This window comes from Arenibacter algicola (genome assembly GCF_000733925.1).
GTDB classification, from domain to species: domain Bacteria; phylum Bacteroidota; class Bacteroidia; order Flavobacteriales; family Flavobacteriaceae; genus Arenibacter; species Arenibacter algicola.
This window is the reverse complement of record NZ_JPOO01000001.1, coordinates 1,860,512-1,882,752: the sequence shown is the minus strand read 5'-3', so window position 1 is coordinate 1,882,752 and position 22,241 is coordinate 1,860,512. Positions and strand designations below refer to the sequence as shown.

Genomic DNA, 22,241 nt, shown 5'->3' with positions numbered 1-22,241 from the left:
CTTTTTTCTATTGCTAGAGAATTTGGAATTAAATTTTGCTTTCTCCAAGATCGCTAAAACATGTAACCATGTATTCCGGCCTTGTAAGTAAGATTGAAAAGGAAAACCAAAGATTTTGGTGCGTTTCAGCTGCGTAGAATTTATTTTAAATACATAACAAAACTAACAACCATTGATTAAACCCATTACGTTGATTAGGTAAGTACCTTATTTTATAATGGCCTGGCCCTATAGGCTTTGGTTTGTTTATTAAAGACATCCATATCTTCCGCTGATATTTCCTCAAACGTAATGGACTTATAAAATAAAAACCACTTTTTCCTTCTCAATATATAAGGCTGATACCCGGCGTAAACAAATGATCGGGACATGTTAATATTATTCGCCTCACCAAATGAAATAATATAATTGGCACCTAATGCAATACCTTTTTCAACCAATTGGTCGAGCACTGTCGGAAAAATTCCCATCCCCCTATACTTGGGAACAGTATATACATTCTCGGCCAACAATTCATCCGCATTTAAAGTAGGAAAAATATTTCCCCAAGCTTTTTTTAGCTTCTTATTTTGGGAAGCATCTATTAGCCACACATGGCAACAGGCAATTCCCTCCTTTGTAATGCCCACATAACAGGTATGAAATTCATTTATTAGACCATCATTTTTTCGTTCCGTAAAATATTGTCCATCATCAGGTTGATAAACGCGAATACTAACTTTAACCAAACTTCTAGGTTTAGAGAACTTTATATTTAAATCTCTTTTAAATCCGTAGGCTATTTCTTCAGATCTTAAACGTCTGACCAAAGCTTGAAATACGTCCCTTATTTCCCCACTTTGGATCAATTTACATGCATACGTAATTTTTTTTCTTATTTTACCAAACATAATAAACTAAAATTAACTAAAACGAAAAAGTGCAGCACATTTGCACAGATTGATTTAAAGTTGTTGATACTTTTTTTTGTGTTAAAAAATGGGGAACAATTCTAAAATTCAATTCTATCTATTTATTTATGTTTCTCCAAAAAAGGATTACATAAGAGGATAATGGCTCATATATGAAATGTACAACATTGCCCAGACTTGTACATGACTTACCATTTTAAGCTTTCAAATTCCTAGACTGTAGAAACACTTAATTTGTAATTTCTTAATACTAGTCAAAGAATTAACGCATAATTCAACATTAATGACTACTTCATTTCCATTGTGTTTAGCGACAGGGCACAATCCTTCATGGTAAAACTCTCAAAGCCATGCTGAAGTTTTAATTTCCTGTAATGCTCCAAAACAGATTTTAAAGTTTCCATATTTCGATATGTATTTTGCCCAAAATTATGGGGATGCCACCACAAATGGTATAACAAATTATTCTTTGCGGCATAGGTCATACTATTTTTTATCCGCCTCAATTTCAATTCTTCCAATATCATCCCCCCTTTTGCCATATAGGGTCTAAAAAAACGGCTGGATGGAATGTTATAAGGCTTCTCTGAAATTAAATCTGACAATTTATAAGTATTATGACCAGAAATGTTAATGTAACAATCCAAGGTCCTATATATTTTTTTCTTTAGGGTGGTACCTTCTTTGCTATCCGGGGCAAAATACCAGGCCTCCTCATTACCCCTATAAGTCAAAATCCCCAATTCCTTACACACCTGTAAGTATTCAGGATTATATTGATTTCTTGGAAAGACCAAACTATATAATTCTATTCCCTTGGCTTTTGCTATTTCAATTGCAGACACTAAATCAGCTTTAAACGTTTCCAAAGTCTGTCCCTCTTCCTGGCAATAATAATGGGAAAAGGTATGGGTGCCAATTTCATGTTCCGGGTACTTATCTTTTATCATCTCTATCAAAGGCAGGGCAAAATGATAAGGATCATCTACCGCATTGTCCTTTACAATTCCAAAACCATCCGTATACGGAGACAGATTGGAATCCTTGTAATTCGGCTTTAAAGCTGGACTATACTTAATAAGTTCCTTTTTGTCCTGGGCAAACAACAATCCCACGGTGGCAAAAGTTGTATTGACCTCATATTCCCTGAACATGGCCAACATCTCTGGGACCAAAGCATGGACTTTTTCCAATGCGGACGAATAGTCCCCAATCTTTCGTTTATCACGAACACCCCAAAAAAGTTCAAAATCCAACGATATCACAAACTGTCCTCCAGAATTCATAAATTAAATATATGTATATGGATTAAAATTAACATTATCTACGTAATATTGATATTTCATACGTTATACGACAATTAAAAAAGACAAACCGTTGTTTTAATAATGATAATCCTATATAAATTATTTTATTAAATGCCTTCCAAAAAGTGCCCCAGCATCTTAATCTTGTGCTCGCTAGACCAATCATTGATTAGCTTCAGACTTGACATGATAAAATCATTTATGGCCAACGGTTATAAAGTATTTGCCGGCGCCCCCAATTTTCAAGACAATACGTCCCAAGCTTTGTCCGATCTAGGAGTAGTCACCATTGAGTTCCCACTGCAAAGAACCGGATTGAATCCTTGGAAAGACCTACTGTCGGTTCTCAAAATAAGAAATATCATCATAAAAAATGAAATTGACCTATTATTTCCATACACCATAAAACCAGTGATTTATGGCTCATTAGCAGGCCGATTTACAGGCACACCCGTAATTTCCCTGATAACGGGCTTAGGTTTCACCTTCAGCAAAAGTTCAATTAAAGCACGGGTATTGCAAAAAGTCACAGAGGTTCTTTATAAATTAGCACTTTCCAAGAACAAAGCTATAATATTTCAAAATTCAGATGATGTAGCCCTATTTAGGGAAAAAGGCATATTGAACAAAAACCAAAATACACATATTGTTGATGGCTCGGGAATACACTTGGAAAGATATCCCTTCAGGGAAAACAACAAGGTTTCCGATAAAATAATTTTTGTATTTGTTGCTAGGTTGATTCGCGAAAAAGGTGCAGACTTATTTATGGATGCGGCACAAAAACTGAAGACTGAATTTCCAAAAGCTGAATTTCATATTATTGGCAACATTGATAACTCACCATCATCCATCAGCCCCAATAGATTATCGGAACTTAATGAAAGAAAAATTATAACTTATCACGGTTTTAAAAAGAATGTTGAGAATTATTTAACCAACTCCGATGTTTTTGTGCTACCAACGTACTATAGGGAAGGAATTCCAAGATCTATATTGGAGGCCCTTTCCATTGGTATGCCCATCATCACCACCAATACACCAGGTTGTAAGGAAACAGTATTAAGAAATGAAAATGGAATACTTGTAGAACCCAAACAATTGAATGAATTGATTTTGGGCATTCGTTTTTTTTTAGAAAATCCGGCGGCCATAGGCCCTATGGGAAACAGAAGTAGGAAATTGGCAGAAAAAAGATTTAATGTGGATATTATAAATGATATGATTCTTAAAATCATAAATAATAATCTTTGAAATTTGCCATAACAGGCCATTAGGTTTATATTATGGTAAGATTATCTTTTTATCATTAACTGTTATTCTACGTTATCATAGTCATAAAAATGTATAAATACGAACCAACCATTTTTTTATATAGGAATTAGTAATTGAAATTTGCTATGTACCACAATTTTTTCAAAAGATTATTTGACTTTTTTTTTGCACTTATAGGCTTAGTTGTATTAAGTCCCTTAATTTTATTGTGTATACTAATCCTTATGCCCGCCACCCAAGGCAACCCGTTTTTTCTACAAAGGAGACCCGGTAAGGAGGGTAAAATTTTCACCATACTCAAGTTTAAGACCATGAACGATAGTAGGGACGATCATGGGCATCTATTGCCAGATACGGAAAGAATTACAAAAATTGGGGGGCTGATGCGAAAAGCCTCTTTAGATGAACTCCTGCAATTGGTAAATGTTCTCAAGGGCGATATGTCCATCGTTGGACCTAGGCCTTTATTAATAGAATACCTACCTCTTTACAACAACATACAGGCACAGCGCCATGATGTTCGGCCCGGAATTACAGGATGGGCACAAGTACATGGCAGGAATACGATAAGTTGGCAACAAAAATTTGAATATGATGTTTGGTATATCCATAATATAAGTCTTAAAACAGATTTAATAATCATTTTGAAAACAATAAAAAAAGTGTTGGGGAGCGAAGGTATATCGGCTAGCCCAGATATAACTATGGAAAAATTTAGAGGAACAGACCCCTAATCACTGGGTTGAAACTACCACCACCTAGGTCAGCTATGAGGGTTTTTTAATATATCTAAGGCTATAGTTTAGATCCGCGTTGATATTTTGCTATAGATCAAGAGTACGAAGGATTAAATTGGTTCAGAGGTAGAAAATCCGGCTATTCCCTTTAGGGCTAGGGAAAGAATAAGCGAATTTTCTACCTTTTGTTCTTGCCCCGGCCCTAAAAGGTAGGAAAAAAGGCCGAAAATCAAGAATTAATCAAACCATAGTTATTATAAACTAGAGCCTATGCCTATTACTTTCCACGTCATTTGGCCCGATGGGGCAAGTGGCCCTACAAAGGCGCATTGTGCTTGTTTTGGCCTTAACCGTTATCTGTTCAAAAAAATAACCTTTTCCATATTTGCATAATTAGTTTCATCAGAGAAGCAAGACACAAAGCTATTGGGAAACCCTTATAATGACCACAATCCCTGTACAATTAATTCATAGAATAGATTATGAAATTATGATAGTCCATATACCCACGTAATGAAGCTAACAAAACTATATAACCTGTTCTTCTACAACATTAAAGTGTAAAAAACACAATCCAATTAAGGAGTACAATTAATGAACTCAGCCTATATTTCGTCTATTCATCGAATTATTAAGTTCTTTTTATATTGAACCAGAGATTTTACATTACCTTTACAATTAAATAATTCAATTTAAAACAGTTTAAATTGTAGACCATTATTAGGTTTTTAAATTATAGAATATATTGATCTCCCCTAAAAAGATATATCTTTCCCCCCCACATATGTGTGGTTCTGAGCAAAATTATATCGCTCAGGCATTCAACAATAATTGGATTGCCCCCATAGGAAACAATATTGACCTTTTTGAAAACTCCTTGGGGAAATTTATAAAGGAAGGGGTTTACGTCACTGCCCTAAATTCTGGAACAGCGGCTATTCATTTGGCCCTCATAATACTAGGCATTTCCAAAGGTGATGAAGTTATATGCCAAACCTTAACTTTTGCCGCCTCTGCGAATCCCATTAGATACCTTGGTGCCACTCCCATATTTGTAGATAGTGAATCGGACACATGGAATATATCCCCAGTTTTAATGGAGCGCGCCATTAACCATAGAATAAAACTGGGTAAGAAACCTAAGGCCATAATTGCAGTACACCTGTATGGAATGCCATATAAGGTCAACGAAATTAGAAAAATTGCCGATAAATATGGAATTCCAATTATAGAGGATAGCGCAGAAGCGTTGGGAAGTACCTTTAGGGGTGTTCAATGCTGCAGCTTTGGAGACTTGGGCATTGTATCCTTTAACGGCAATAAGATTATTACTACTTCGGCCGGAGGGGCCTTGGTTACCAAAAATCTGGACATAAAGAAAAAAGCAATCTATTTGGCAACCCAAGCACGTGACAATGCCCCATATTACCAGCATTCGGAAATTGGATATAATTATAGAATGAGTAATATTCTTGCTGGTATTGGCAGGGGGCAAATGGAAGTTTTGAACAAAAGAATTGAAGCTAGGCGGAATATATATGATAATTACAAGAATAAATTGGAGAGATTTCCAAATATCGATTTCTTAAATGAACCAAAGGGTCATTTTTCCAATAGATGGCTAAGTTGCATTTTAACCGCATCCTATGAGCTTAGAGAGGAAATCCGTCTTTCCCTGGAAGCCAATAACATAGAATCCAGACCATTATGGAAACCACTGCACCTGCAACCCGTATTCATTAAATTTCCAAGTTATATAGATGGAACTTCAGAAGATATCTTTAATCGGGGATTATGCTTGCCGAGCGGCTCAAATCTTGAAGAGGCTGATCAAGAGCGAGTTATTTCTGTCATTTCGAGTATAATTTCCCGTAGAGCACTTAAATTAGCATAGGCAGGTAATAATGCCCACCCATTTTTTACATTAAAATAGTGTAAACGTAGTACTATTAAGTAACGGAATTTTCATTCTTATGGAATATCGATTTTAAGGTCATAAATATGATTTTCAAATCGGTCAACAAGCCCTTTTCCCTAATATATTTTTTGTTCAATTCCAATTTCAATGGCATTACTTCTTCAATATATTTTTTCTCAGGATTACTGGACGAATTTAAAATTTCGTTTTCATTTCTAAAGTAAATAGAAGCATAATCGGTAATTCCCGGTTTAATGGAAAGAACAACCCTATCCTCCTTGGAATATAAATTTACATACTTTGAAACTTCGGGCCTGGGACCTACCAGACTCATATCACCTAAAAGGACATTGATCAATTGGGGCAATTCATCCAATTTGTATTTTCTAAGATAATACCCTACGGGAGTAACTCTGGGATCGCGATCACCAACCGTTAAAAGTCCTTTTTTATCCGAACCTGTAAACATGGTCCTAAACTTCAAAATATTAAAGTTTACACCATTTAAACCTACCCTACTTTGTTTATAAAAAACACCACCTTTGGAAGATAATGTTATGGCCAGTGAAACAATTAACAGGATGGGGGAAATAAGTAATAGGCCTAGACCGGAACTTAGTATATCAAAGCTTCTCTTGAGCATAAAGCACTTGTTCTACGGATTCACACACCACCTTAATGACATAGGCAATGTCCTCTTTGGATAATTGTGGATAAATTGGCAAGGATATTTCATTGGCATATTGCTTGTAGGCATTTGGATAGTCGTTAATAGAATAACCCATTTCCTTGAATAAGGAAAGCAATGGCAGTGGTTTGAAGTGAACGTTTACAGCAACATCAAAGTTGGCAATAAGTGTTATGATTTGATCACGCTCATCCTCGTTTATTCCTTCGATCCGTAACGCATATATATGGCACGAGGAACGTTTGATATTGGATTTATATTGAGGAGTAATTGCCCAATCCTTATTGGAGAAATGATCATTGTAATCTTCAAAAATTCTTATTCTTTCCGGGAGTGCCATACTAGTATAACTTTCCATTTGACCTATTCCTATAGCTGCCAATACATCGGGCATATTTATTTTTAAACCTGGATAAATAATATCGTAACTCCATGCCCCGGCCTTACTCTTTGTAAAGGCATCTTTTGTTTGACCATTTAAGGAATAGCATCTTAGTGTATTGTACAATTCCTCATTGTTAAATGGAAGTGGTAAATTTAAACATATTGCCCCGCCTTCCGCAGTAGTAACATTTTTTACTGCATGAAGTGAAAATATGGTAACATCTGTCAACACTCCGGTCTGTTTGCCTTCATACTCTGCCCCAATGGAATGGGCCGCATCCGATACCACCAAGATTCTGCCCAAAGTCTCCTGAATTTCGTTATCGGCCTGAAATAATTGCTTTTTTTGACGAACCAATTCATTAATTTGGCGATAGTCGCAAGGCCACCCTGCTATATCAACAGGAAATATCACCTTGGTTTTATTGGTTATAGCTTTTTCAATTGCTTCCAAGGATATGTTGAAATCATCATCAGAGACATCCACCATTACCGGTTTGGCGTGGGCATGTATGACAGCAAGTGCCGTAGCAGAATAAGTATAGGCCGGGATAATAACCTCATCCTCTGGTTGCACCCCAAACCATTTTAGCATTAGCAAAGCACCGGAGGTCCACGAATTTACACATAGAACTTGTGGAGCCTTTGTTAGTTCACATATCTGGCCCTCCAATTTTTTCACTTTAGGACCGGTAGTAATCCACCCGGATTCAAGAGAATCCAATACCTCATTTTTTACAGATTCATTGATAAAGGGGGGAGAAAATGGAATTTTCATATTGCTTTTTTATATAATTCTATATACTTATCACTAATAACGTCCAAACTAAATTGCTTAACATGCAGCCTTGCGTTTTTTCCCAACTCAGCCGCAAATTCCCTATCCGAAGCTAATTGGATCATGGCGTTTGCCAAATCCTCCGAATTATCCACTTCAATATGGAGGCCTTCTTGTAAATGTCTGATAATTTCATTCGTTCCAGGAACATCGGTCGTAATACTGGGCAACCCCAAAGCAGAAGCTTCCAATAACACTCTGGAAAATCCCTCTCTAAAAGTAGGCAGGACAAATGCATCCGAATCCAGCATTAATTCTTGAACATCCTTTCTTGGGCCCAACCAATCAACAACATTGCTGTACTGTTCAACAATCTGTAAATTTAATCTTTTAGACTCTTCTTCCAATGGACCTACCAATAAAAATTTAAACCTGTGATTGTTGTCCCTACAAATTTTTGCCGCTTCCAAATAATTAATAATTCCCTTTTCATAGACCAATCTTGACACACATATGAAAGTAAAATCCCTATCCTTATTTATCGTTCTTTCCTTACTATTGGTAAGCTCTATGCCACTGCCGTAAATTAAGGAACTATTGGAAGTATTGACCAACTTATTATCTATAAAATACTTTCTATCGTCTTCATTTTGAAATGTGGTATGGTACACTCTGCCCCTAACCAGAAAATGACACGTTTTATAAAAAATTCTAAATATTTTAAATTTTAGGGCATTGGACATAAAGATGGTACCCATGCCCGTAATCGTCCTAATTATTTTGGATTTAAGGCCAAATGTTGCGAACGGTAGGATAAAGGCCGGTTTCGTATCAAATGTCTGGACAATGTCAAAGTTATTGCTTTTAAGAATTCTTCTATATGCCAAAATGGTCTTAAAGTCGGAAATGGGATTAAATTTTCTATTTAAATTATAACCTAAATAACGAATACCTTCAGGATAAGCATAATCCTTGGTCCCCAAAATGGTTACATCAAAATTATTGCGAATTAAACACTGCGCCAACCCTATTCTCTTATGGGCATCCTCACTTCCAACCAAACAAATACTTACTTTTTTATTCATCAAAAGGGATTCCTATAAATTTCTATCCACTACAAAGAAACCACTTAGTTGTTGCCATATAATATATTGTAGGTAAAACTACAATTTTAAACGTTAAATAGTAATTATGGCTAAAGTTTGGAATTGAAAAGCAGATTATCCCAATTGTCCTATACCATTTTTGGACATTATTTTTACTATGTATTTCGATGATATCCAATAGTATTGTAATTGGATTTTACTATATTGCTGTGACAATAGCACCAAAATCCAAAACTTCTCCCACCAACAATCATTTAACCCCCATAATTTTGCTTTTGGCCGAATTATAGGCACAATAATATTCTGTTTTAAGAATAACAATTAAGTTTACAAGCCGAAAAGGTAATTCTACGAAATTAACATAAATTATTTTATAAAATGATAACACAAATTGAAACCAAGGGTAAAATAAAGGATTACATAATCAACGCTACCCTATCCGACAACAAGGCCATTGCTGATGATACATTAATTTTTGAAACCGGTCTATTAGATTCTATGGGACTATTATTCCTTATTGAGTATTTGAAAGAAGAATTTAACGTTGAAGTGAGTGATGAAGAGCTATTACCGGAAAATTTTGAATCTGTCAACAGTATTATAAAGTTCATTGAAGGCAAACTATAATTATTAATTAACAATTATCAATAGATATGTGCGGTATCGCCGGTTTCTATAATTTCCAAACTGGTAAGCAGGATCAGCCAACCGCTACGCTGCGCCGAATGCTTACGCGTATCAAACATAGGGGGCCAGACCAAAGTGGGGTATACCTGACCAACTCCGTTGGTTTGGGAAGTGTTAGATTAAGCATTGTGGATTTGAGTAGTGGTACTATGCCAATTTCCAATTTTGACGATTCATTATGGATTGTCTTTAACGGTGAAATATTCAATCATATTGAATTGAGGCAGGAACTTGAATCTAAAAACCATAAATTTAAAACCCATAGTGATACCGAGGTAATTGTTCATTTATACGAGGAATATGGGCCAGAATTCGTCCATAAACTAAACGGTCAATTTGCCATTGCCATTTGGGATAAAAATAAAGAGGAATTGTTTTTGGCGAGAGATAGGGTTGGCATTAGGCCGCTTTATTATACCGAGGTGGGAGATTCATTTGTTTTTGCCTCTGAAATTAAGAGTATGTTGGAATTTCCAGGTTTTAAACCAAAACTTTCACCTATGGCCGTTTCGGAATATTTCACATTCTGGACTTCTATTTCCCCGGGTACTGCTTTTGAAGGTATTTTTGAAGTTCCTCCTGGAAGTTACATGACTATCAACAAACATTCCAAAAACATCACATCTTATTGGGAATTGCCCTTATACAAACCCGGTGAATACAAGTATACCAAAGTTGAAGAAGCAGCTAAGGAATTTGAAAGAATTTTTTCCGATGCCGTAAGACTGCGGTTAAGGGCAGACGTGCAAGTAGCGGCATATCTTAGTGGAGGTCTGGATTCCAGTGTAACAACCTCTTTTATTAAAAGTATATCCCCTGATAACTTACAAACCTTTTCCATTGGGTTTACAGAAAAAGATTATGACGAATCCTCCTATCAAAGTATAGCAGCCGACTATTTTAAAACGCAGCATTCCAGTGTAGTTTGTGGTCCAAATGACATTGCCAATAACTTTAAAGAGGTAGTTTGGCATTCAGAAGCGCCTTTACTGCGCACCGCTCCTACTCCAATGAGTCTATTGGCCAAAAGTGTGCGCGACCAAAATATTAAGGTTGTCATAACTGGTGAAGGTGCTGACGAACTTTTGGGCGGTTACAATATATTTAAGGAAACTAAAATCAGGCGATTTTGGGCAAAGGACCCCACATCAAAATATCGTCCACTTTTGCTAAAGAAATTGTACCCCTACTTGCCCCAAATGAACAATGCGAACAACAATGTCCTTAAAATGTTCTTCGGGTACAAACTTAAAGAAACCTCCTCCCCTATCTATTCACACTTATTAAGATGGAACAACACCTCTAGAATTAATAATTATTTAACCAAGGAATACAGGGAGGCCATAGGTGACTACAATCCAATAAATATCATTGAACAAAAATTTAGCGAAAAACTTAACGGCCTTGATTCTTTGGCCAAAGCACAGTGGTTAGAGCTAAATATATTCATGTCGGGCTACCTTTTATCATCTCAAGGCGATAGGATGGGCATGGCAAATTCCATTGAGGGAAGGTATCCATTTTTAGATCACAGGGTGATAGAATTTTGTATGGGCTTACATCCCGATTTAAAGCTTAATGGGCTAAACGAAAAGTATCTCTTAAAAAAATTAATGAAAGATCGCTTACCCGATGTTATTTTAAACCGGCCCAAGCAAGCCTATAGGGCTCCCATACGTAGTTCGTTTGTTTCCGACAACCTGCCAGCCTACCTTAAAGACATGCTTTCCGAAAAGGCAATTGTACAGGCGGGAATATTTAATCCAGATCACGTAAACCAGTTGCTTAACAAAATGAAAAGTAAAAATCAAGTATCGGAAATAGACAATATGGCGATTACCGCAATTTTGTCTACACAAATACTAAATGACCTTTTCATAAACAGATCTATACAAGAATTAAACGAAGATGAACTCGTTGAACTCGACAAGATCATATTAGACTTTTAAACCTAAATAAAACATTTTTATGAAACCATTTTCAAAAGACATTCTACACATTGAAAACATTGATGAAGTTTGCAATAATATCATCGCCAAATTAAAGACAGACGTCGCCCAAAAATTACAGCGTAGAGGAGCCGTGATAGGCATAAGCGGTGGCATCGATTCATCTGTTTGTATGGCCTTATCGGCGAAAGCTTTTGGTCCGCAGAACGTAACAGCTATAATGTTGCCCGAGCAAGATTCCAGTGATGACAGTAAAAATCTTGCCTTGAAACTAGCAAATAAATTCAATGTTAAAACATTGGAAGAAAACATTACAAAAGCTCTTGACGGATTTGGTTGTTATGAAAGAAGGGACGAGGCTATTGCCAACGTAATAACCAATTTTGACCCAAAAGTGGATAAAGCCAAAATTGAGATCAAGCAAAATATAGGTCAAAACATTCCAGCTATATTTTCTATTACTGTTATAAAGCCCAATGGGGAAGTAATCAGCAAGTTGCTACCTGCCAAGGAATATCTGCAAATTGTTGCCTCCACCAACTTTAAACAACGCAGCAGGATGTCCATGTTATACTATCATGCCGAAAGACTTCATTGTGCCGTTATTGGAACACCAAACAAGCACGAGGTTGAACAAGGTTTTTTTGTAAAGTACGGTGATGGTGGTGCAGATGTAATGCCAATTGGACACTTATATAAAACACAGGTATATCAGTTGGCCAAACACTTGGGTGTTCCTCAGGAAATAATTGATAGAACCCCAACTACCGATACCTATACCGCAGAACAGACTCAGGAAGACTTTTTCTACCAAATGCCATTTAAGGAAATGGATCTAGTATGGTACGGTTGGGAGAATAATTATCCAGCAGAAGAAGTTGGAAAGGTAATGGGCAAAACGACCCAAGAAATCGAAAATATTTATAAGAGTTTTGAAAGAAAGAAAAAAACCACTGAATATTTGAGAATGAAACCAATATTCTAAATCTATAACCACTTTATTTATGAATGTTTTTGATTATTTATTTGCCTCAACACAAAATCTTGAAAAGGATTTTGTGTTGGGACCTAAAGAAACAATTTCATATAAAAAACTTCATGAAGATAGTTTAAAGGTTGCCGCGTATCTAAAACACAATATAGGCGAAGATCGAAACGTAATTTTGATCAGTCCCAACTCAGTTTTTTTCATTACCGCTTACCTCGGTATACTTAAATCCGGCAACGTTTGTGTGCCTCTTAATTTCGCAATTGAGCAGGAAAATTTGGATTTTATTGTAAAGGCTACGGATTGTACCACTGTTTTTATGGCCAAGAGCTTACAATCCCAACAACAAGTGGCAAACGGTGTACAACCTTTTGATGAAACTGCCCTTGGCGAAATTATCAACAGCCAGGAATCCGTTTTCTTCGATCCTAAATTTGATAAAAATAGGTTGGCGGAAATTATTTTTACCTCTGGATCAACAGGGACACCAAAAGGGGTCATGATCAGTCATCAAAATGTTATAGCCAATACCCAATCAATAATTGAATACTTGAGCCTATCATCCAAGGACGTAATTGGAGTTGTTTTACCCTTTTTTTATTGTTATGGTCTTTCCTTGTTACATACCCATTTACGGGTGGGAGGATCTATAGTGTTAAATAACAGCTTTATTTTTTTAGGGTCGGTAATAAATGACTTAAAAAAATATAAATGTACAGGGTTTGCCGGAGTTCCTAGCCATTTCCAAATTTTGCTAAAAAAGTCCAAAAATTTCAAGAATACTGATTTTCCCGATCTAAGGTATGTTACACAGGCCGGAGGCAAATTACACAATATTTTTATTGACGAATTTGTCGAAGCCTTTCCCAAAATTGAATTTTTTGTCATGTACGGACAAACCGAAGCAACGGCACGTTTATCTTATTTACCGCCAAGTATGATCCGTAAAAAAAAGGGATCTATTGGTAAAGGTATCCCAGGTGTATCATTAAAAATTGTAAATAATTATGGGCACGTGGTTAATTCTGGAGAAGAAGGAGAACTAATGGCGAAAGGGGAAAATATTATGATAGGATATTATAAAGATCCGGAGGAAACCAAAAAAGCCATAATAGATGGATGGCTTTGTACTGGGGATATCGCCGTTGCCGACAACGATGGCTACCTTTATCTTATGGCCCGTAAAAAGGAAATTATTAAAGTAGGTGGAAAGCGCGTTAGCCCTAAGGAGATAGAAGAGGTTATTCTGTCCGTTTCGGAGGTAGTGGATTGCACCATTTCTGGCGTTGAAGATGATATACTAGGGGAGGCAATAAAAGCTGTTATTGTGCTTAACGGCCCGATGGACCAACAAGCAATGAAGGATAAAATCCTACTGAGGTGTTCTGAGAAATTATCACTATATAAGATCCCCCAACAAATTGAATTCGAGAGTAATATATCGGTTAATTCTACCGGTAAGAAAATAAAAAAATAAAATATTCCGTTCCAATTACAATACTGGACTATAAATTAAATGGAAAAACAAACACCATATATATTATATTCAGTAAGATTGAATGCCGGATATTCTTACCTTTCTGAAAGTACTTTGCAAGGGGAAGATTCACTTTAGATTAGTTTATTTTATAAAGATTACTCGATCCATGCCGCACATTAGCATTGTAGAAAAGAAAGGGGAATGGGATGACTTGGTAGCATCCTTTGAACATTCGGACTTCTATCATACTTATGATTACCACATAATAACTAAAAATAATAACGATCGCCCCATACTCATTAAGTATATTGAGGAAGATAAAACAATTGCATTGCCTTTATTGATAAGGGAAATCCCCGGTTCTTCATTTAAGGATGCAACTTCTGTTTACGGTTATGCTGGGCCATTGACCAAAAACCTGGGTGTTACATACGACAACCTTCATTTTAGGACACTACTACAGAATTTTTTTCTTAAAATTAATATAGTTGCAATTTTTTCGCGATTAAATCCATTTATTCCTTTACAGTCCACGGTCTTGGAAAATCTTGGCAAAATTTCCATTGCTGGAAAAATTGTGAATATAGATCTAACCCAGGATCTTGAGACACAAAAGAAATGTTATAATCGTAGACTTAAATCCTATATCAACAAATCCAGAAATCATTATACAGCAAAATCAGCCACCACCGATAGTGAAATTATTGCGTTTATCGACTTGTATTATGAAAATATGAGCCGAGTAAATGCAACAAAAGGTTACTTCTTTAGCCGTGATTACTTCTTTAATCTTTTTAATTGTAGTGATTTTAAAACCGAAGTCCTAATTGCAGAAGACAATAAATCCAAGAGAATTATTGCAGGCGCCATGTTTATAAAAAAAAATAATATTGTTCAATATCATTTATCAGGGGCTTCTGAGGATTTTCTACATTTAAACCCAATTAAAATGCTTATTGACGAAATGCGCATTAAGGCCACCAAAGAAAATTTTAAATACCTAAATTTGGGTGGGGGCTTAGGAAGCAGTGAAGATTCACTATTTCGCTTTAAGTCTGGATTTTCCAAAAATTTTAAAGAATTCAAGTTATGGAAATACATAGTAAATGATTCTGTCTACACAGAGCTGACCATTCGGAACCAACAAGGGCTACACTCTTCCAATAACGACAATATAAACGCCTATTTCCCGGCATATAGATGGGAAGGTCAGGCATAACACCCTAAAATACAACTCATGATCGACAATCCGTTTCTTTCGGATACTTTCACAAAGATTTGGTTAAGACATTTCAACCAAGATAAGCCCACTTATTCTTTTCCATGTTTTAACCCATTATCCTTCGTCAAATCTTCTAGGTGGCCTATCTATGTCAATACCGGTAAAAATTATACCAAAGGAATCTCCTATTCACTTTTTGATGACCGGACTGAAGGAGTAGAAAACAAAGTTTTTTTAATTTATGATGTCCCAACATTCCTGGATTTGGAATTGAATAGTTCCAACACTAAATTAAAACTAACTAAAATACTACAATACCCTGGTTATTTGGTAGATCTTGGGAATTACACGGATTTTAACCAATACTTTTCAACCTCATTTAGCAAAAGTTCCAGATACAAACTGAACAAATACAAAAAACGGCTGGAGAGTTGTTTTGATATTTCATATAAAATGTATTATGGCGCCATAGATCCCGATCAATACAGGACCATTTTTGTGTATTTTAAGCAACTATTGGAAAAACGATTTTTGGACAAAGGTACTACCAACAATAATCTAGACCCAAAGGAATGGAACTTTTATACCGAGGTGGCATATCCAATGATCCTTGAAAAGAAAGCCTCACTTTTTGTAATTTATAATGGGGATACCCCCATTGGTGTAACCTTAAACTATTTTTCAGATACTATTGTTTTCGACGCTATAACCGTTTTTGATATTGATTATGAAAAGTTTCATTTGGGATCGGTTACTATTATGAAGCTTATTGAATGGTCCATAAATCAAAAGTTTAAATATTTTGATTTCTCAAAGGGTTATTTCGACTATAAAAAAAGATGGGCTACTAAGGAGTATTATTTTGAATATCACCTGTATTACGATAAATCATCTATAATATCAATTGTATTAGGTAATACCATAGCATTATATTTTAATCTTAAACAATATTTCAGGGATAAGAATCTGAATGCCAAAATTCATAAGTTGACTTTTTGGTTTAGAAACCTACAAGTCAAGAAGAATGAAAGGGAAAGGTACCTGTCTATACCCATAGAGGGTGAGATGAATTTGGAAAAATTTATTGAAATAAACAGGGATAGTGATGAATGGCAGGATTTAAAGTCCAATATTTTTGAGTTTTTATATCTGAACAACTCATCTGAAAAAGATTTGAAGGTCAAAAAAAGTACTCTGGATAAAAACAGATTTGTACTCGAGTGTAAAGACAAGAGGGTGATTCTCACTATGTCAAAATCCAATTAGATAATGAAAAATTATAAAATTTCCAAAGAATTGGTACATGGATATCAATAATCCGTCCCAAAAAATAGTAATGATTTGTGGCCCTGGAGAGTATCCTATAATGGTGTACAACTATTTAATTGAAAACGGCCTTCAAATTGAGCGGCTAATTATTGAGCAACCTGTAAATACTCAAATTTTTCTAAAGCGAAGAATTAAAAAATTAGGTGTATTAAATGTTCTAGGTCAAGTCTTAAATCGCGTACTAATTGTTCCCCTACTAAAAATAGAGGCAACAAAAAGATTGCTAATAATCAAGGAATTGGGGCAACTTAATAGCACACCTGCTAAAAATGACATTATCTCAAAAGTCCCATCTGTCAATTCCACGGAATGTTTAAATATCTTACAACAACTAAATCCAGAGGTGGTAGTAGTTGTTAATACCAGAATTTTGGGTAATAAAACCTTAACTTCCATCCAAGGAAAATTTATTAATATTCATGCGGGGATTACACCAAACTACAGAGGATGGCATGGTGGATACTGGGCTCTTGTAAATAACGATAGTGCCAATTGTGGAACTACAATTCACTTGGTTGATAATGGGATAGATACAGGAGGCGTGTTGTACCAAAAAAAAATCAACCCAACAAATCAAGATAATTACTACACCTATCCATTTCTTCAACTTATTGCCGGTTTACCAATTTTAAAAAAAGCGATTAAAGATATATTAAATGAAAATTATGAAATAAAAATATGGAATAAAAATCATGAAGGAAACTTATATTACCACCCAACTATTTGGGAATACATTTCTAATCGGTTAAATAAAAAAGTTAAGTAATCCACTTCTGTTAAGTCCATTAAAATTTGAGTTCTTTTTAGCTTTATATCTTCTTAAGACCTTAACTATTCTAAACTTAGGTCGGGACCTTTTTATGTAATTTTTTACTGGGTAAGATATTGGAAATAGGATTGGGCTCGTACAATTTTATAGGAAGATGGAATAATGAACTTATAATTTTGAACACCATTTTATTTCCCAGAATCAAAGTCCTTACACGATCAAAGTCCATTCATAGTTGGCTCCTTTAAATTTTTAACCAATTGAAATGAAAAAACATTATTTTAGGACTGAAATATCTAAGTTCTATATTATGAACATTACGAGGTTAAATTGGATCACTATAGTACTATAAAGATTGCTAAAATTACATATAACATCCCTTTGTACCATTCCAAGTAGCATACGCTCATAAAATTGTATGTAATTTCTCTATTTGTTATTTAACTTTTCTTCCTTTAAATTATAATTAATGTAATAGCGTCATTTTTTTAAGCTAAAGAGCTAGTAATCAATCTGTATTAACGTACATTTATATATAGTCTCCCCTTAATTTTTCAACTTGGTATTTTATTTTCTATGAAACTACGAATTCAAGCTTTCGCGGCATACTTCCTAATTTTCCTCATATCGGCATTAGGCCAAGCCCAAGTAACCTATGAGGATGCCTTTCCCGGCCTTAGCTTTGAATATCCCACGGAAATAGTGAACCCAGGTGATGGTACCAACAGATTATTCGTCCTGGAACAGGCGGGAAGGATAAAGGTCTTCCTGAACAATGAAAACACTGCGGTCGCGGAGACCTTTTTGGATATTACCTCAACCGTGAGCTTTTCCAGCGGTCAGGAAATTGGACTGTTGGGACTGGCCTTCCACCCGGATTATGCCAGCAACGGTCTTTTCTATGTTTACCACACCAGGCAGAGCAGTGTTTCGGGGGTCAATGTGGAGATCGTTTTGGCGCGTTACAGCGTTAGGGCGGACAACCCCAACCAGGCGGATCCTTCGTCCCGATTGGATATCTTAAGTTTCGACAAGAACCAGGGACAGTCCAACCACAACGGGGGCAAGATCGCTTTCGGGCCAGACGGATACCTCTACGTCTCAATAGGCGATGGCGGAGGGGGCGGAGATCCCAACAAGAACGCACAGAACCTGGAGAACGTCTTCGGGAGCATTCTGAGGATAGACGTGGACCTGGACGGGGATAACCCCGTGGAGTCCAACCCGGACCTGCCGGACGGCAACTATGAAATACCCGCGGACAATCCCAGGGTGGGACAAAACGGTTTGGACGAACAATACGCCTGGGGGATAAGGAACACATGGAAATTCTCCTTTGACACGCCTTTGGGAAATATGTGGGGGGCCGATGTGGGACAAGGGGACAGGGAAGAGATAAACCTGATCCTAAAGGGGGGAAATTATGGGTGGAACAGGTTCGAGGGGAAGACCACGGAAGATGGGGCCACCGTTTTGGCCACTACGCCCGACATAAAGCCCATATTTGAATATGGCAGGGGCAACGGGGACATCTCCATAACCGGGGGGTATGTATACAGGGGCGCTAGCAACAATCCCCAGATAAAGGACAAGTATATCTTTGGCGACTATATCTCTGGCAGGGTATGGGCCCTCAGTTACGACCCCTCTTCAGGGGACGCCACATCCGAGCTGCTTTTTAGGACCAACGGGCAGTACATCTCATCCTTTGGCCTGGATGAAACGGGAGAACTTTACTTTAGCGATTATGGAACATCATCAAAACTCTACAAAATAATCGGAGGCAACAATGGCCCCCAGACCATTGCGGTCAACGGAGTTGGCGATTGGTACGGCATGGGGGAAGGGGCCAATGGGACCGTTAACGCAATGGCGGCCACGAGCGACGATGCTATCGTTGTTGCCGGAGGCTTTACCGCAGCAGGCAATATGGCCCCGTCCAATATCGCCCTGTACGACCCAGATCTGGGATGGAACGAATTGGCCAATGGCGCCAACGGGGACATAAAAAGTGTTGCCATAGATAGTGAGGGCAACGTTTTTGTGGGAGGCGATTTTACCCAAATAGGCGGGATCCCTGCAAACAACATTGCCCTTTGGAGCGGAAGTTGGTCCGCACTGGGCCAAGGGACCAACGGCCCCGTCTCCAGTATCGCAATCGCGCCGGACAATAAAGTGTACGTTGGCGGTACCTTCGAAATCGCCGGCGGCACCACTGTAAACAACATTGCCCTTTGGTCCGACAGCTCTTGGCTGCCATTGGCGGACGCCACTACCGGGACAGCGGGGACCAATAATGAGGTGCGCGCCATTTCAATAGATCAAAGCGGCCATATCTACATCGGGGGGAATTTCGACTCGGTGGGAGGAGAATCGGCTCCTAGGATCGCGGTTTGGGACGGCACCGATTGGAGTACTTTGGGCCAGGGAACTAGCGGCTTCGTCCAGGCAATAGCTATTACACAGGAACATATATATGCAGGGGGAAATTTCGCCATTGCCGGAAACAACACCGTGAACAGGATCGCGCGATGGGACCGTACGTCCTTGCTATGGGAAACCATGGGACAGGGGCTTAGCGGCAATGTGAACGCACTGGCCATAGATGGCGACTACCTGTATGCAGGGGGAAATTTCGAAACGGCCTCCAATGAGGCGGACATCAACATGATCGTAAACAATATTGCCCGATGGAGCGAGGACAACGGCTGGGAGGCTCTGGGCAACGGAACCGATGTTGGGGTCGGCAACAGCGTAAACTCCTTGACGTTCGACGGCACAAAATCCAGGTTGTATGTCGGAGGTACTTTTGACAGTGCAGGAGAAGACAGTGCAAATAATATTAGCCAATGGAGTTTAAATCTAATTTGCCCGCCATCTACAAGTACAGAATATACGATTAATGGAACAGCAGATAGTGGCCTTAACGAAATAACGGTCCAGGAAGGTTCGGAATTAATATTAAGTATGCTACCAAATGAAATTGGATTCACAATCGAACTAATGGATGGCTCTTTGGTTTTAGGTGACCTTACTATAAACAATATTAACAAATCCCATGAAGGAACTTATACTTTCGAAACTGACGACGGTTGTATACAAACTCTAAAAATCATTGTAGAATTCATAATTCAGGATGGCGACAATGATGGCATACCCGACAATCTTGACCAATGCCCCAATACAGCACCTGATGAAGCTGTAGACAATCTTGGATGCACAATTTCTGAATTACCAATTGATAATTATACTATTACGGCATCAGGACTCAGCTGCAATGGTTCTGACAACGGCATAATAACTGTTTCATCCAAAAACAAAAATTTTGATTCATCGGCTATGTTAGTTGGACAAGATGTAAATAACACCTATACCTTTACAGAAAATGTTGAAATAACTAATTTAAAATCAGGACTATATGAAATATGCTTGACTAATCAAGGTTTCCCCAACTATAATAATTGTTCAAATATTGTAATTACCCAACCGGAAGAATTGTTGGTGACAACAGCCTTGGATACCAAAAACCATATTCTAACACTAAAAATGAGCGGTGCCAATAATTATAAGATAACCCATAACGGATCCTATTTTAACACCAGTGAAAATACATTTAAATTAATATTGGATCAAAATATCAACATCATTCAAGTCTCAACAGATTTAAGTTGTCAAGGTTTACATGAAGAGATAATTACATTAAAAAATTCGTTCATACACCCGAATCCCTTTGACCACCATGTAATACTATCAGCTTTTAGGGAAACCAATGGGGAAATCGAAATTTCTATTTATTCAACAGCAGGCGAATTAATCATGTCTTCTTCCTTCAAGTACCAAAATGGTACGGCACAACTAGAAATTCCCAACCTCTCATCAGGAACTTATTATTTATTAGTCAATGACGGGATATCCATAGATACCCACAAAATAGTCAAACAATGAAAATAGTATTAATTTCAGGATTCATATTCCTTTTGACAGCCTCATGTAGCAAGGACAATAATTCGAAGGAGAATGTAGAGGTTACCCCGAGGCAAATCGAATTGATTTTTCCTGAAAACGTTTCCGAATGTATAGAGGGAAGTGTTATTTCGGTAACACAAAGTGAAGTAGTTTTCAGATGGGCGCCATTGGAGAACACGGACACCTATGAGGTACATATCACAAACCTATTTTTATCTGAAACAAGAACTTATTCAACCCAAAATACACAATTGCCCATTACCATCCAAAGAGGTACCCCCTATACTTGGTACATTTCCTCTCCAAATAATCCCATGTCAATACCTAGCGATACTTGGTCCTTCTATAATTCAGGTAACCAAACGGAATATTATATCCCATTTCCGGCCCAATACATTCAACCAGAAAATGGGACCATTCTGACCACCAATCTAAATTCAGTTATCTTGGAATGGATTGGAAATGATCTGGATTCAGATATTTTGGAATATGACGTTTATTTCGACGAAACAACTCCTCCAGCCATTTATCAGGAGAAATACAATAAGAACAGCATTACCATAGTTACCTTATCTTCAGGTAAAAAATATTATTGGAGAATTTCCACAAGGGATGTATTGGGCAATGAATCCAACTCAAATATTTTTACCTTTGAAGTCGAATAGAATGGCATCCTAATATATTATCCTTCTATTTTAATCCCTGATACAATTTAGATTCAAGAAGATAAACGATATATTTATATTA

Annotated in this window: 17 protein-coding genes; 12 read left to right on the top strand and 5 right to left on the bottom strand. The window is 37.2% G+C overall.

The annotated features are described in order from the left end of the window. Nucleotides 1-212 precede the first annotated feature (212 nt). Together U735_RS0108030 and U735_RS0108025 are read right to left on the bottom strand one after the other, a co-directional pair. Nucleotides 213-890, bottom strand: coding sequence for a hypothetical protein (locus U735_RS0108030; RefSeq protein ID WP_031443329.1), 678 nt, complete (start codon nt 888-890; stop codon nt 213-215). Between the two features lie 308 nt (nt 891-1,198). Beyond that, a complete protein-coding gene (locus U735_RS0108025) occupies nt 1,199-2,197 on the bottom strand; it encodes a polysaccharide deacetylase family protein (RefSeq protein ID WP_031443328.1) in 999 nt (332 codons plus the stop codon). A 207-nt stretch (nt 2,198-2,404) separates the two neighbouring features. Between U735_RS0108025 and U735_RS0108020 the strand changes: the two genes are divergently transcribed. The 3 genes from U735_RS0108020 to U735_RS0108010 all read left to right on the top strand — a co-directional run bounded on the left by U735_RS0108020 (nt 2,405) and on the right by U735_RS0108010 (nt 6,124). Then, nucleotides 2,405-3,472, top strand: coding sequence for a glycosyltransferase family 4 protein (locus tag U735_RS0108020; RefSeq protein WP_051891917.1), 1,068 nt, complete (start codon nt 2,405-2,407; stop codon nt 3,470-3,472). A gap of 146 nt (nt 3,473-3,618) precedes the next feature. Then, entirely contained in the window at nt 3,619-4,227 is a 609-nt protein-coding gene (locus tag U735_RS0108015) for a sugar transferase (protein ID WP_031443326.1), read from the top strand. A gap of 748 nt (nt 4,228-4,975) precedes the next feature. Next, a complete protein-coding gene (locus tag U735_RS0108010; protein ID WP_394357437.1) occupies nt 4,976-6,124 on the top strand; it encodes an aminotransferase class I/II-fold pyridoxal phosphate-dependent enzyme in 1,149 nt (382 codons plus the stop codon). Nucleotides 6,125-6,179: 55 nt separating this feature from the next. Here the strand turns inward: U735_RS0108010 and U735_RS0108005 are convergent, their stop codons facing one another. From U735_RS0108005 to U735_RS0107995, 3 genes are read right to left on the bottom strand one after another with little or no spacing between them, the layout of a single operon-like run. Further along, on the bottom strand, nt 6,180-6,791 hold the full coding sequence (locus U735_RS0108005; protein WP_031443324.1) for a sugar transferase: 612 nt from the start codon (nt 6,789-6,791) through the stop codon (nt 6,180-6,182). Continuing rightward, a complete protein-coding gene (locus U735_RS0108000) occupies nt 6,772-7,998 on the bottom strand; it encodes a DegT/DnrJ/EryC1/StrS family aminotransferase (protein ID WP_031443323.1) in 1,227 nt (408 codons plus the stop codon). Before U735_RS0108000 ends, U735_RS0108005 begins: the two co-directional genes overlap by 20 nt. Further along, a complete protein-coding gene (locus tag U735_RS0107995; RefSeq protein WP_031443322.1) occupies nt 7,995-9,083 on the bottom strand; it encodes a glycosyltransferase family 4 protein in 1,089 nt (362 codons plus the stop codon). Before U735_RS0107995 ends, U735_RS0108000 begins: the two co-directional genes overlap by 4 nt. A 399-nt stretch (nt 9,084-9,482) precedes the next feature. On the opposite strand from U735_RS0107995, the gene U735_RS0107985 reads away from it, so the two are divergent. From U735_RS0107985 to U735_RS0107940, 9 genes are all read left to right on the top strand, one after another. Continuing rightward, nucleotides 9,483-9,731, top strand: a complete 249-nt coding sequence (locus U735_RS0107985) for an acyl carrier protein (protein ID WP_031443321.1) — start codon at nt 9,483-9,485, stop codon at nt 9,729-9,731. Nucleotides 9,732-9,757: 26 nt separating this feature from the next. Further along, on the top strand, nt 9,758-11,740 hold the full coding sequence (gene asnB / locus U735_RS0107980) for an asparagine synthase (glutamine-hydrolyzing) (protein ID WP_031443320.1): 1,983 nt from the start codon (nt 9,758-9,760) through the stop codon (nt 11,738-11,740). Nucleotides 11,741-11,759: 19 nt separating this feature from the next. Then, a complete protein-coding gene (gene nadE / locus U735_RS0107975; RefSeq protein WP_031443319.1) occupies nt 11,760-12,725 on the top strand; it encodes an NAD(+) synthase in 966 nt (321 codons plus the stop codon). A 19-nt stretch (nt 12,726-12,744) separates the two neighbouring features. Beyond that, nucleotides 12,745-14,205 carry a class I adenylate-forming enzyme family protein gene (locus tag U735_RS0107970; protein WP_031443318.1) on the top strand — a complete coding sequence of 487 codons (1,461 nt, stop codon included), beginning with the start codon at nt 12,745-12,747 and terminating at the stop codon, nt 14,203-14,205. A gap of 169 nt (nt 14,206-14,374) precedes the next feature. Next, nucleotides 14,375-15,427 carry a peptidoglycan bridge formation glycyltransferase FemA/FemB family protein gene (locus U735_RS0107965; protein WP_031443317.1) on the top strand — a complete coding sequence of 351 codons (1,053 nt, stop codon included), beginning with the start codon at nt 14,375-14,377 and terminating at the stop codon, nt 15,425-15,427. 18 nt (nt 15,428-15,445) lie between these two features. After that, on the top strand, nt 15,446-16,696 hold the full coding sequence (locus tag U735_RS0107960) for a GNAT family N-acetyltransferase (protein ID WP_051891916.1): 1,251 nt from the start codon (nt 15,446-15,448) through the stop codon (nt 16,694-16,696). A gap of 37 nt (nt 16,697-16,733) precedes the next feature. Continuing rightward, entirely contained in the window at nt 16,734-17,525 is a 792-nt protein-coding gene (locus U735_RS0107955; RefSeq protein WP_051891915.1) for a formyl transferase, read from the top strand. A gap of 579 nt (nt 17,526-18,104) precedes the next feature. Beyond that, nucleotides 18,105-21,473: a PQQ-dependent sugar dehydrogenase gene (locus U735_RS25250; protein WP_084681085.1), complete on the top strand. Its 3,369-nt coding sequence runs from the start codon at nt 18,105-18,107 to the stop codon at nt 21,471-21,473. Next, nucleotides 21,470-22,159 (top strand): fibronectin type III domain-containing protein, encoded by a 690-nt coding sequence (locus tag U735_RS0107940; RefSeq protein WP_051891914.1) that lies wholly within the window; start codon nt 21,470-21,472, stop codon nt 22,157-22,159. The genes U735_RS25250 and U735_RS0107940 overlap by 4 nt, the downstream gene beginning before the upstream one ends. Nucleotides 22,160-22,241 lie beyond the last annotated feature (82 nt).